Annotated in this window: 10 protein-coding genes; 6 read left to right on the top strand and 4 right to left on the bottom strand. The window is 62.1% G+C overall.

Translation table 11 applies throughout. The annotated features are described in order from the left end of the window. Positions 1-37 precede the first annotated feature (37 nt). Positions 38-1,363, bottom strand: a complete 1,326-nt coding sequence (locus U862_RS0102400; protein ID WP_025108929.1) for an MFS transporter — start codon at positions 1,361-1,363, stop codon at positions 38-40. 269 nt (positions 1,364-1,632) lie between these two features. Between U862_RS0102400 and U862_RS0102395 the strand changes: the two genes are divergently transcribed. After that, positions 1,633-2,505, top strand: a complete 873-nt coding sequence (locus U862_RS0102395) for a LysR family transcriptional regulator (RefSeq protein ID WP_025108928.1) — start codon at positions 1,633-1,635, stop codon at positions 2,503-2,505. A 106-nt stretch (positions 2,506-2,611) separates the two neighbouring features. Here U862_RS0102395 and U862_RS0102390 read toward each other — a convergent pair whose 3' ends face one another. Then, positions 2,612-3,472 (bottom strand): LysR substrate-binding domain-containing protein, encoded by an 861-nt coding sequence (locus U862_RS0102390; RefSeq protein ID WP_025108927.1) that lies wholly within the window; start codon positions 3,470-3,472, stop codon positions 2,612-2,614. A gap of 113 nt (positions 3,473-3,585) precedes the next feature. On the opposite strand from U862_RS0102390, the gene U862_RS0102385 reads away from it, so the two are divergent. From U862_RS0102385 to U862_RS0102375, 3 genes are all read left to right on the top strand, one after another. Beyond that, a complete protein-coding gene (locus U862_RS0102385; RefSeq protein ID WP_025108926.1) occupies positions 3,586-4,695 on the top strand; it encodes a 2-aminoethylphosphonate--pyruvate transaminase in 1,110 nt (369 codons plus the stop codon). Positions 4,696-4,840: 145 nt separating this feature from the next. Next, entirely contained in the window at positions 4,841-5,668 is an 828-nt protein-coding gene (phnX, locus tag U862_RS0102380) for a phosphonoacetaldehyde hydrolase (RefSeq protein ID WP_025108925.1), read from the top strand. Positions 5,669-5,877: 209 nt separating this feature from the next. Beyond that, positions 5,878-6,426 (top strand): cytochrome b, encoded by a 549-nt coding sequence (locus tag U862_RS0102375; RefSeq protein WP_025108924.1) that lies wholly within the window; start codon positions 5,878-5,880, stop codon positions 6,424-6,426. Between the two features lie 58 nt (positions 6,427-6,484). On the opposite strand, the gene U862_RS0102370 is transcribed toward U862_RS0102375, so the two are convergent. Continuing rightward, positions 6,485-7,411, bottom strand: coding sequence for a 1-aminocyclopropane-1-carboxylate deaminase/D-cysteine desulfhydrase (locus U862_RS0102370; protein WP_025108923.1), 927 nt, complete (start codon positions 7,409-7,411; stop codon positions 6,485-6,487). Between the two features lie 226 nt (positions 7,412-7,637). Further along, complete coding sequence (locus U862_RS0102365; RefSeq protein ID WP_025108922.1) at positions 7,638-9,677, bottom strand: NADPH-dependent 2,4-dienoyl-CoA reductase; 2,040 nt, start codon at positions 9,675-9,677, stop codon at positions 7,638-7,640. Positions 9,678-9,883: 206 nt separating this feature from the next. Between U862_RS0102365 and U862_RS0102360 the strand changes: the two genes are divergently transcribed. After that, complete coding sequence (locus U862_RS0102360) at positions 9,884-11,014, top strand: nitrilase-related carbon-nitrogen hydrolase (RefSeq protein WP_025108921.1); 1,131 nt, start codon at positions 9,884-9,886, stop codon at positions 11,012-11,014. Positions 11,015-11,017: 3 nt separating this feature from the next. After that, positions 11,018-12,058 carry an AraC family transcriptional regulator gene (locus tag U862_RS0102355; RefSeq protein WP_025108920.1) on the top strand — a complete coding sequence of 347 codons (1,041 nt, stop codon included), beginning with the start codon at positions 11,018-11,020 and terminating at the stop codon, positions 12,056-12,058. Positions 12,059-12,326: the final 268 nt, after the last annotated feature.

Here is a 12,326-nt window from a genome sequence, read left to right as displayed (position 1 = left end):
GCCGCGAACACCGCAGCAGGCCGCGAGGCCAAGGGTTTCAGGAACGCAGCGGTTTGATTGTCAGCGGGCAATTGGGAATGGACGCGCGCGGCTCCATCACCCCGACCGGGCGACTGTTCCAGTGCGGAATCAGCACCAGCGCCGAGAACAATGCGCAGCCAGCGAAGACGATGAACACCGTCACCGAATCGAAGTAACCCGGCAGCAACCCGCCGAGCACCGCGCCGACCGAGCCGCAACCGTTGACGAACCCGGCCGCTGTGGCACCGGCCTTGGCCTTGCCAAAATCGATGGCCGCGGCGCCGCTGATCATTGAGTCCGGCCCGTACAGGGTCAGGCCCATGACAAACAGCAGCGCCACCACCAGCATCACGCTGCCGGTGTGCAGCGCGCCCATGAACAGCGCCAGGGTCACGGTCAGCGCCAGCAGGCTGAGCACGCAGGCTGGCATGCGCCGGGCACCGAACAGTTTGTCCGAGGCCATGCCAATCATGATCGGCCCAAGCAACCCGGCCAGCTCGAACGAAGTGGGAATGATCGCCGCGCCGACCTTGCCGACACTCGGCATCTGTTCGAAGACGATCACCGGCCCCCACAGCAGAATCGCGTAACGCGCCGGTTTCAACATGAAGTACGCCAGGCCCAGCACCAGCACCGTGCGGTTGCGCAGGATTTCCTTCAACGGCTCCCAGACGCTGAGTTTGCTGTTGGCTGCGGTTTCTTCTGCGCTCAATTGCGGCTCCGGCTCTACCGCCGGCAGGCCGACGTCTTCCGGTTTGTTGCGCTGGAAGATAAAGAACAGCACCGCCACCACCGCCACTACCGCTGCGCTGGAAATGAACGCCGCGTGCCAGGTGCCCATCAGCGTATACGCCCACCAGCCGGCGAACGGCGAGGCGACCAGACCACCAAACGCGTAGCAGGAACTCCACAAACCGAGCACGCGCCCGCGCTGTTCGGCGGGGAAGAAACTGCCGAGGTTTTTGCACAACCCCGACCACCCGGTGGACTGCGCCAGCCCCTGGATCAACATGCACGTGGCGAAGATCGGCAGCGTAGCGAAACTGCCCATCACCAACGCGGCACCAGCGGAAATCAACAAGCCGCCGAGCACCACGACCCGCGGGCCAAAGCGGTCGGCGAGCATGCCCCAGGTGAATTGACCGATGGCGTAGGCCGCCAGATAGATTGCGTCGAGGTTGGCCATGGCCATCTTGTCGAGCATGAAGGTCGGGTCTTCGGCGATGCCCAGTTTGGCCACCGAAAAGGCTTTGCGGGTGAAGTAGAAAGCCGCGTACGCGAGCCAGGTGACAGCGAAGATCTGCATGCGCCAACGCGCAATGGTGCCGATGTGCTTGTTCATTGTGGTTCTGACCTCAGGGTGTGAGTGTGCCGGCAGAATCGTTGAGTAAACGCCTGTGTTTTTTATTGTTGAGCACTGCGCTATCGCCCCATCCCTATGGCGATAACGGTCAGATGAGTCCTGTTGATGCACGCCCAGGCTCATCGCCAGCGTTGCTGCCCGAACGGGCAGTCAGCGCTGGCGTGAGCGGATCAAAGCAATTACTGTTTAATAAATAAAATCGATTTATCGTATTTCACACATAAGCTCAGCTTGTTACTGGAGTCACGATGTCTGTCTCCCACGCCCAGCTCAAAGCCTTCCACGCGGTGGCCGTGCATGGAAGCTTCACCAAAGCCGCCGAACGGCTTTTCCTCACCCAACCAGCGATTTCCGACCAGGTGCGCAAGCTCGAAGAACGCTTCGGCGTGTTGCTGTTTCACCGCAATAAACGTTCGGTGCGCCTGACCGATCTCGGTGAGCGCCTGTTGGCAATCACCCAGCGGTTGTTTGTGATTGAGGCCGAGGCGCAGGAACTGCTGCAGGAATCACAGGCCCTGCGGACCGGCAGCCTGATCCTCGCGGTCGACGCCCCGGTGCACGTGCTGCCGCAGATTGCGCGGTTCTGCGAGCGCTACCCGGGAATCAGCGTAAAGATCGAGACCGGCAACACCGATGAGTCGCTGTTTCGCCTGTTCAACTATCAGGCCGATCTGGCGCTGCTCGGGCGCGATGTCAGTGATGAGCGCCTGCTCTGCGTGCCGCTGCGCAACGACCCGATGGTGGCGTTCGTCTCGCGCCATCACCCATGGGCCGAGCGTGAGTCGATCTGCCTGGCGGATCTGGATGACACGCCGCTGGTGCTGCGCGAGCACGGCTCGGTGACCCGGCAGACGCTGGAAGAGGAAATGGCGCGGGCCGGATTTCGCATTCGTCCGGCGATTCAGGTCGAGGGCCGGGAGGCGGCGCGCGAGGCGGTGGTGGTAGGAATTGGTGTGGGGGTGGTGTCGGCGGCGGAATTTGGTGCCGATTCGCGGGTGTGCGCGTTGCCGATCACCGATTGCACCCGGCGTTTGACCGAGACCCTGGTGTGCTTGCGTGAGCAGAGCTCGCGGCGGGTGGTGGCGACGTTCCTCGATATGGTTCGCGAGAGTCTGGTGTGAACAGTTCTGGCCCCTTCGCGAGCAGGCTCGCTCCCACATTGGTCTTGCGGCACATACAAATCCCCTGTGGGAGCGAGCCTGCTCGCGAAGGACGCACCACGGTGTATCAGGCCGGCGCCAGACCAAAAAACGCCTGAATCAGGCGCAACTCCCGCCGCCGCTCCATGCACCCGATCATGTGCCGATTGACCAGCCCGTCCCCGACAATCGGAATCGCCACCACCCGTGGGTCATGGCTGACCTCCACCGATGACACCACGCCCACTCCCAGCTCAGCTGCCACCGCCTCGGTCACCGCCTCGCGGCTGTCCAGTTCCAGCAACACTCGCGGATTGACCGCTGCCTGCGCGCACGCCTGATCAAACGTGCGCCGGGTAATCGAACTCGGCTCACGCAGGACCATGATCACCTGATCCAGCTCCTTGAGCCGCACCTCGCCAGCGCGCTGCGCCCAAGGATGCGTCGCGGGCACCAGCGCGCAGATCCGCGATTCGCTCAAGGCTTGCAGGTGCAGGCCCTTGCGCGGTTCGACTTCGGTCAGCACCGCCACATCGGCGTGCTCCGACAACAACGCGGCGAGGGTTTCCTGGGCATTGCCCAGTCGCAGGTTCACCGTGATCCCTGGATACCGCGCGCGCAGGCTCGCGAGCATCGGCATGACCATGTGCGGGCCGTCTGCCGCCACTTCCAGGCGCCCGGTGAGCAACTGGCGGTTGGCTTCGAGCAGGGTCTGCGCTTCCTCGGCCAGACCGAACATGGCCCGAGTGATCGCCGCCAGTTTGATGCCCTCCTCGGTCAGCTCCACGCGTCGCGCGGTACGCCGTAACAAGGTGATCTGGTAATGCTCCTCCAGCGCTTTGATGTGCCCGGTGACCGCCGGCTGGCTGATGAACAACCGCGCGGCGGCGCGGGTGAAGCTGCCTTCCCGGGCCACGGCGTCGAAGGCGCGCAGCTGGAACAGATTCATGAATAACCCTCACTGATGGCTGGCATAACAACAAACAATTTGATTGATGCGACGCTCAATTGCAACGTATGCCCCGTAGCTTCATCCCACAGCGCTATCGCGAGGACACACGAATGAGTACTGCCGCACCCATCCTGCTCACTCCCGGCCCGTTGACCACCTCGGCCCGCACCCGCCAGGCAATGATGGTTGACTGGGGGTCATGGGATGACCGCTTCAACCAACTGACTGCCAGCCTTTGCGAACAATTGCTGGCGATCCTTGACGGTGCCGCCACTCACCATTGCGTGCCGTTGCAGGGCAGCGGCACTTTCGCTGTCGAAGCGGCCATCGGCACGCTGGTGCCGCGTGACGGTAAAGTCCTGGTGCTGATCAACGGCGCCTACGGCAAGCGTCTGGCGAAGATCTGCGAAGTGCTCGAGCGCTCATTCAGCACCTTCGAAACCGCTGAAGACGAACCGACCACCGCCGCTGACGTCGACCGTCTGCTGCGCGCCGATGGCGACATCACCCACGTCGCGCTGATCCACTGCGAAACCAGCACCGGTATCCTCAACCCGCTGCCGGAAATTGCCGAGGTTGTGGCGCAACACGGCAAGCGCCTGATCATCGACGCCATGAGCTCCTTCGGCGCATTGCCGGTGGATGCGCAAAAAGTGCCGTTCGATGCGCTGATCGCCGCCTCCGGCAAGTGCCTGGAAGGCGTACCGGGGATGGGCTTCGTGTTCGCTCGCAAGGAATCGCTGGCTGCAGCGGCCGGCAATTCGCACTCGCTGGCGATGGACCTGTATGACCAGCACGCCTATATGCAGAAGACCGGCCAGTGGCGTTTCACCCCGCCGACCCACGTGGTCGCCGCGTTGCACGAAGCGTTGCTGCAATACAACGAAGAAGGTGGCCTGCCGGCGCGCCATGCACGCTACGCCGCCAACTGTCAGGCACTGATGGAGGAAATGGGCAAGCTGGGGCTACGCAGCTTCCTGCCGGCCGCGATCCAGGCGCCGATCATCGCCACCTTCCATGCCCCGCAGGACCCGCGCTACCAGTTCAAGGATTTCTACGAGCGGGTCAAGGCCAAGGGCTACATCCTCTACCCCGGCAAACTGACCCAGGTTGAAACCTTCCGCGTCGGCTGCATTGGCCACGTCAGCCCGGACGAAATGCGCCAGGCCGTGGCGGCAGTGGGTGAAGTGCTGCGCGAGATGGAAGTCCTGGAAATCTGACCCACACCAAAAATCCCCTGTGGGAGCGGGCTTGCTCGCGAAGGCGTCGTGTCAGCCGCCATCAATGTTGAATGTGCCAGCGCATTCGCGAGCAAGCCCGCTCCCACCATTTTGAATTGCATTGCCAACTCAGGAATTGATTGCCATGAACTATGTAAACCCAAACAAACTGCAAGCCGCCATCCTCGACTGGGCAGGCACCGTGGTCGATTTCGGCTCGTTCGCGCCAACCCAGATCTTCGTCGAAGCCTTCGCCGAGTTCGACGTTCAGGTCTCCATCGAAGAGGCCCGTGGCCCGATGGGCATGGGCAAGTGGGACCACATCCGCACCCTGTGCGACCAACCGCAGGTCGCCGAGCGTTATCGCAAAGCGTTCGGCCGCACCCCGACCGACGATGACGTGACCGCGATCTACAACCGCTTCATGCCGCTGCAGATCGAGAAGATCGCCGAACACTCGGCGTTGATTCCCGGCGCGCTGGAAACCATCGCCAACCTGCGCCAGCAAGGGATCAAGATCGGTTCCTGCTCCGGCTACCCGAAACAGGTGATGGACAAGGTCGTGGCCCTCGCCGCCACCAACGGCTACGTCGCCGACTATGTTGTCGCCACCGACGAAGTGCCGAACGGTCGCCCATGGCCGGCTCAGGCCCTGGCCAACGTGATCGCGCTGGGCATCGACGACGTCGGCGCCTGCGTGAAGATCGACGACACCGTGCCGGGCATTCTCGAAGGCCGCCGTGCCGGGATGTGGACCGTGGCGCTGATCTGCTCGGGCAATGCGCTGGGCCTGGATTACGCCGGCTACCGCGCGCTGGGCAGCGACGAACTGGCCAGCGAGCGCGAGCGCATCCACGCGCTGTTCGCCAGTTCGCGCCCGCACTACATGATCGACACCATCAGCGATTTGCCGGAGGTGATTGCCGACATCAACAAACGCCTGGCCAAGGGTGAAATGCCGCAATCGAGCTGATCGCGCCACTTACGCAGTTCGTTGCAGCACTAAAAAACGCCAGAGTCTTTACGACACTGGCGTTTTTTCATGAAAAAGCAGCAGAACCCCTGATTCAGCGCATTGAAAGACCGATCAGCATCAGGCAAATCCGCCAAAGCGGATTACAGTTAAAGCATGCCGTCGCACAAGAGCGGCAGTAGTGACCCTGATCTGTGAGGAAATACCGTATGCCGTGGACAAGTTCCGAATCACGCTACAGCACCGTGTCCGTCCTGCTGCACTGGCTGATGCTGGTCCTGTTGGTGCTGGTGTATGCCAGCATGGAGTTGCGCGGGATCTTTCCCAAAGGCAGTGGCGGGCGCACGCTGATCCGCGAAGTGCATTACATGCTCGGCCTGACCGTGTTCGTGCTGGTGTGGTTTCGCCTTGTGGCGCGCAGCATTGGCCCGGCACCGAAAATCTTCCCGGCTTCGCCGCAGTGGCAAACCCTGTTGGCGCGGGTGATGCACTGGCTGTTGTACCTGTTCATGATCAGCATGCCGATTCTCGGCTGGCTGATCACCAGCGCCGAGGGGCATCAGGTGATGTTCTACGGTTTCGACTTGCCGTTGCTGGTCCATGAAGACAAAGCTTTCGCCAAGCAGGTGGAGCACTGGCACGTGTTGATCGGCAACACCGGCTACTGGCTGATCGGCCTGCATGCGCTGGCGGGGCTTTATCACCATTATGTGGTGGGCGATAACACGTTGTTGCGGATGATGCCCAAGCGCGGCTGAACATGGCCTCGGTGAAATTCCCCTGTGGCGAGGGAGCTTGCTCGCTCGCCACAGACGTTCAACTGCCGGGGATGAATCCTCGACGCCCCTGCAACCCTCCCGTATGCACGAAGATCAGCCGCGTGCCCTGCTCGAACCTGCCCGCTGCAACCTGCTGCTTCAGCGCCAATAACGCCTTGCCGGTATACAGCGGCTCCAAGGGGACGCCGCTGCTCTGTTCAGCATGCTCGATGAACTCAAGCAACACCGGATCAACCTTGGCGAAGCCACCCCGGCTCGCATCGAACAACGCGTAGTCCGCCGCACTCAGTCCCGCTTCCCGCACAATCGCCTCAACCTGCGGTGCCACGCCATGATCATCAGGCACCGCCAGCGCGCCGTACACCGGATGCTCCCCGGCCTCGGCGAGCACCAGCCCGGCGAGTGTCGTCCCGGTGCCGCAAGCCAGCCACCAAGCGTGATAGTCGCGCCAGCCCAGCTTGCTCAATTGCGCGCTCACCTGTTCCTTGAGCGCCTTGCAGCCCAAGGCACCCGCCAATCCGCCACCGCCCTCCGGTACTGCGTGCAGATTCGGGTACTGCGCCTGCCAAGGCTCCCAGAAACCCGGTTCATGCCGCGCCCGATAGCCGCCGTAACCGAGCCAGTGCAATTGCATGCCGAACGCCTGCAGATCCGTCACCGTGGGCGTCTGCTGCGGATGCCCGCGCAACAGGCCAACGGTTTCGAATCCCAGACGCTTACCGGCAGCCGCCAACGCATGCAGATGATTGGAATGCGCGCCACCGAGGCTGATGATGCCCTGCGCGCCGGCGCGGTCAGCGACCTTGAGGTGTTCGATGAGCTTGAACCATTTGTTGCCGCTGATCAGCGGGTCGATCTGATCCAGACGCAGGATCGCGACTTCGATGGCGGCGTGGGTGAGCCAGTCGAGTTGAAGCCGTTCGAGAGGGGCTTGGGGTAGCCAATCGGAGGGAGGCAAAAGCATGGGCGGCGATTCGATCTGGACAGAGCCGGCATTCTAGTCGCTCATCAGCAGCCGTCGCGAGCAGGCTCGCTCCTGCATTGGATCGATGGTGCTCACCGAATCTGTGAACAACACAAACCCTGTGGGAGCGAGCCTGCTCGCGAAGGCGTCGTGTCAGTCGACATGTGTATTGGCTGACACTCCGCTTTCGCGAGCTGGCTCGCTCCCACAGGTTAAGCGGCGGAGCTTAAAGTTCAGCGGCGAGGCGCGAACCCTGATTGATTGCACGCTTGGCATCCAGCTCCGCCGCGACATCGGCGCCGCCGATCAGGTGCACGTTCTGCCCCGCTGCCACCAGACCTTCCTGCAGATCACGCAGTGGATCCTGGCCGGCGCAGATCACGATGTTGTCCACCGCCAGCACTTGCGGCTCGCCGGCTTCGCCGATGCGGATGTGCAGGCCTTCGTCGTCGATCTTCAGGTATTCAACGCTGTTGAGCATCTGCACCTGCTTGTTCTTCAGACCGGTACGATGGATCCAGCCGGTGGTCTTGCCCAGACCGTCGCCGACCTTGGTTTTCTTGCGCTGCAACAGGAATACTTCGCGGGCCGGCGCATGAGGTACGGCTTTGATCCCGGCCACGCCACCCCGTGCTTCCAGGTGAGTGTCGATGCCCCATTCTTTCCAGAAGGCGGTGCGATCCAGGCTGGTGGCCACGCCTTCATGCACGAGGAATTCCGAGACGTCGAAACCGATACCGCCTGCACCGATCACTGCGACACGTTTGCCAACAGGTTTGCGCTCAAGGATCACGTCGATGTAGCTCAGCACCTTGGCGTTCTCCACGCCGGGAATCGCTGGCACCCGCGGCGCGATGCCGGTGGCAAGGATGATTTCGTCGTAGCCACGTTCAACCAGTTTCGCCACGTCGACGCGGGTGTTCAGGCACACCTCGACGTGGGTGGTTTGCAGCTTGCGCTTGAAATAGCGCAGGGTTTCAAAAAACTCTTCCTTGCCCGGTACTCGCTTGGCGATGTTGAACTGGCCGCCAATCTCGCTGGCCGAATCGAACAGGGTCACCTGATGGCCACGCTCGGCAGCCACGGTCGCGGCAGACAAACCGGCAGGCCCGGCACCGACCACGGCAATCTTTTTGATCTGCTGCACCGGCAGGTAGTTGAGCTCGGTTTCATGGCAGGCACGCGGGTTGACCAGGCAACTGGTGAGTTTGCCGCCGAAGGTGTGATCGAGGCACGCCTGATTGCAGCCGATGCAGGTGTTGATTTCGTCGGCACGGCCTTCTGCTGCCTTATTGACGAAGTCCGGGTCGGCGAGGAATGGCCGCGCCATCGAAACCATGTCCGCGTCGCCTTCGGCGAGAATCTGCTCGGCGATTTCCGGGGTGTTGATGCGGTTGGTGGTGATCAGCGGAATGTTCACCGATCCGCGCAGCTTGGCGGTGACCTTGCTGAACGCCGCGCGCGGCACTTTGGTGGCGATGGTCGGGATCCGCGCTTCGTGCCAGCCGATACCGGTGTTGATGATAGTCGCGCCGGCCTGCTCGATGGCTTTGGCCAGGGTCACGATCTCTTCCCAAGTGCTGCCACCCTCGACCAGATCGAGCATCGACAGACGGAAAATGATGATGAAATTCGGGCCGACCGCTTCACGCACGCGGCGCACGATTTCCACCGGCAGGCGCATACGGTTCTCGTAGCTGCCGCCCCAGCGGTCGGTGCGGTGGTTGGTGTGTGCGGCGAGGAACTGGTTAATGAAATAACCTTCCGAACCCATGATTTCCACACCGTCGTACTCAGCGGTCTGCGCCAGCACCGAGCAAGTAACAAAGTCGCTGATCTGCTTCTCGATGCCTTCCTCGTCCAGCTCTTTGGGCTTGAACGGGTTGATCGGCGCCTGAATCGCACTCGGCGCGACCTGTTTCGGACTGTAGGCATAACGCCCGGCGTGGAGGATCTGCATGCAGATCTTGCCGCCCGCCTCGTGCACCGCGCGGGTGACGATGCGGTGTTGGAGCGCTTCTTCCTCGGTGGTCAGCTTGGCCGCGCCGGAGTACACGCCGCCCTCGTCGTTCGGACCAATGCCGCCGGTAACCATCAGGCCGACACCGCCACGGGCGCGCTCGGCGAAGTAGGCCGCCATGCGTTCGAAGCCGCCCGGTTTCTCTTCAAGGCCAGTGTGCATCGAGCCCATCAGGGTGCGGTTGCGCAGCGTGGTGAATCCCAGGTCCAGCGGGGCCAACAGGTGCGGGTAATGAGCGGCGGTCATCGGTAACTCCACAACGAGCGATCACGGAAATTGCGGGAGCTCTGCGTCCCCCGTCAGTCATGTTCGACAGCCTAAGAGTCGCACTGCTGTCACTCAATGACCGAAACTGACAACTTATTGATCCAAATGCGCAGCGCCCCTTGGCAAGCGCGAGCATGCGCCCTACCCTAGTTGCCACTCTCTGTACCCGGTTGTTGTTGGTTTTCATGCGCAAACTTCTGTACCTGTTCTTTTCCATGGCCATCGTTGCCGCCCTTACCACCTACGCCATGTGGGCGGCGGACCGGCCGGCGGGGCATTACCTGTCGGACCTGCGCATCAAACTGGCGGTCGATCAGGGCACACCGGCCGATCGCGGCAACTTGCTGGGGATTCAGCCAGAACTGTTTCCTACCGACTACCAAAGCCCTGAACGCCTGCACCGCAAACTCGCGGCCTATCTGCAGCAGGCGCAGGATCAGGGGCTGTTGAACGAAAAAACCGTGGTGGTCCTGCCTGAGCATGTCGGCACCTGGCTGATGATCAGCGGCGAGAAAGACGAGCTGTATCAGGCTCCCACCCTCGCTGAAGCAATGAACTGGCTGGCGGCGAGCAATCCGCTGCTGTTCGCCCGCGCCTGGCTCAGCGCCAAGGGCGAGAACCGCCTCGACGACGCGCACCTGCGCATGAAGTCCAAGGCCATGGCCAAGGATTACCAGGCCCTGTTCGGCGGTCTTGCCAAAGAGTTCCATGTAACGCTGGTGGCCGGCTCCATTGTGCTGCCCGAGCCGAGCATCCGTGATGGCCAACTCAAGCCCGGCAGCGGTTCGCTGTTCAACAGCAGCGTGGTGTTTGGCCGTGATGGCGCGCCACTGGGCCAGCCCCAGCGGCAGATGCACCCGATCTTCGAACAACGCGACGTGATCGAAAGCGAAGACGAGCATGCGATCACCGTGATCGACACCCCGGCCGGGCGTCTCGGCGTGCTGATCGGCAGCGACAGCTGGTACCCGGACAACTATCGCCAACTCGACGAACTCGGCGCGCAACTGGTGGCGGTTCCGGCGTTTGTGGTCGGTCACGGTGCGTGGAACCAGCCGTGGGGCGGTTACAAGGGTTCGAGTACACCGGACTCGGTCAGCCTCAAGCCCGGGGAAATCAGTGAAGGCCAGGCCTGGCATCGCCTGACCCTGACTGCGCAGCCACCGAGCAGCCGTGCGATCGCCGGCATGAGCGTGTTCCTGCGCGGGCAGTTCTGGGACAAGCCCAGTGCGGGGCAAAGCTTCCTCAGCAGCAACGGTCAGCAATTCGCCGATGGCGAGGCCCGTGGCGCGCGCCTGCTGAATATCTGGTTGTAAGCCATGAAACCACTGCCGATGCGCCTTGGGGATCTGTCGGTAGGTTTCGTCCACAGCCTTGCCGATGCGGTGCGCAGCCATGGCGCCGATCCGCAACCGCTGCTCGAACAATATGGCCTGGACACCGCGCGACTGGCCGAGGCCGGTGCGCGGCTTTCGATCCCGCGCTACATGCGTCTGGGGCACAGCGCGATCCAGTTGACCGGCGATCCTGCGCTGGGCCTGCGCATGGGCCAGCTCAGCCGCTTGAGCCAGGCTGGACTCGCCGGAGTCACCGCCGCGCAAGCGCCGACCGTACGCGAAGCGGCCCGCTGCCTGATCCGTTTCGAGCCGTTGTATGGCTCCAACTACCGTGGGCAATCGAGTTTTCACGAAGACGCCCATGGCGCGTGGCTGCGCTTCTACTCGATCAGCCCGTACAACGCCTATAACCGCTTTGTGGTGGATTCGATCATCGCCGGCTGGCTGCATCAGCTGTCCAGCGTCGGCCGCGAGCCACTGCGGGCCGAGCGTATCGACATCGAGTTTGACCAGCCGGACTACCGCGATGCCTACAGCGTACTGGGCGACTGCCCGATCCAGTTCGGTGCCGAACGCAATCAACTGCGTCTGAACCTGAACAGTCTGGCCCTGCGCAACCCGGAACACTGCCCGAGTACCTGGAAGCATTTGCTTGCATTGTGTGAGCGGGAACTGGAGCAATTGACCCGCACCCGCAGCCTGCGTGAACGCATCACTCAGTTGCTGGGGCCGTTGCTCAATGGTGGCAGGGAACCCGATCTGGAAGAAGTGGCGGCACGCCTGAAGCTGCCGACCTGGACTTTGCGACGCAAACTGGCCGAGGAAGGCACGCAGTTTCGCGCGATCCTCAATGACACCCGCCGCGACCTGGCAATGACCTACATTCGCGACACCGAACTGGCGTTCGGCGAGATTGCCTACCTGCTGGGCTTTGCTTCAGCCGAGGCGTTTCAGCGCGCCTTCAAACGCTGGAGCAGTCAGACACCCGGCGAGTTTCGCCGCAGTCACCGCAAAAGCGCCTGATACCTTACAACTCGGTGGCGTCTTCGGCCGGCTCTGGCTGATCCAGTTCAAACGCCTGGTATTCGAGCAGTTCTTCTTGATAGTCGTCCATCGTGTCATCCCCCTACTGCCCGCTTGAAAAATAGCCCGGTCAAATGACCAGTGCCTCGAGCATATCGTGCCCGTATGAAGGAAAAGTGAAACCTGGCCTTCATGAATAAAACGTAGCAGGTGGTCAGGAATTTATCGCGGGATTTTTGTCGGGGGAATGTAACGAGATTTCACATGT

Origin of the sequence: Pseudomonas sp. H1h, assembly GCF_000633255.1 — a bacterium.
Taxonomy (GTDB): domain Bacteria; phylum Pseudomonadota; class Gammaproteobacteria; order Pseudomonadales; family Pseudomonadaceae; genus Aquipseudomonas.
The sequence above is the reverse complement of the archived record's forward strand: the minus strand, read 5'-3'. Positions and strand labels throughout refer to the sequence as shown.

Coding starts and splice junctions, on each gene's coding strand:
- U862_RS0102400 (WP_025108929.1), bottom strand. CDS start 1,363: ATGAACAAGCACATCGGCACCATTGCGCGTTGGCGCATGCAGATCTTC.
- U862_RS0102395 (WP_025108928.1), top strand. CDS start 1,633: ATGTCTGTCTCCCACGCCCAGCTCAAAGCCTTCCACGCGGTGGCCGTG.
- U862_RS0102390 (WP_025108927.1), bottom strand. CDS start 3,472: ATGAATCTGTTCCAGCTGCGCGCCTTCGACGCCGTGGCCCGGGAAGGC.
- U862_RS0102385 (WP_025108926.1), top strand. CDS start 3,586: ATGAGTACTGCCGCACCCATCCTGCTCACTCCCGGCCCGTTGACCACC.
- phnX (WP_025108925.1), top strand. CDS start 4,841: ATGAACTATGTAAACCCAAACAAACTGCAAGCCGCCATCCTCGACTGG.
- U862_RS0102375 (WP_025108924.1), top strand. CDS start 5,878: ATGCCGTGGACAAGTTCCGAATCACGCTACAGCACCGTGTCCGTCCTG.
- U862_RS0102370 (WP_025108923.1), bottom strand. CDS start 7,411: ATGCTTTTGCCTCCCTCCGATTGGCTACCCCAAGCCCCTCTCGAACGG.
- U862_RS0102365 (WP_025108922.1), bottom strand. CDS start 9,677: ATGACCGCCGCTCATTACCCGCACCTGTTGGCCCCGCTGGACCTGGGA.
- U862_RS0102360 (WP_025108921.1), top strand. CDS start 9,884: ATGCGCAAACTTCTGTACCTGTTCTTTTCCATGGCCATCGTTGCCGCC.
- U862_RS0102355 (WP_025108920.1), top strand. CDS start 11,018: ATGAAACCACTGCCGATGCGCCTTGGGGATCTGTCGGTAGGTTTCGTC.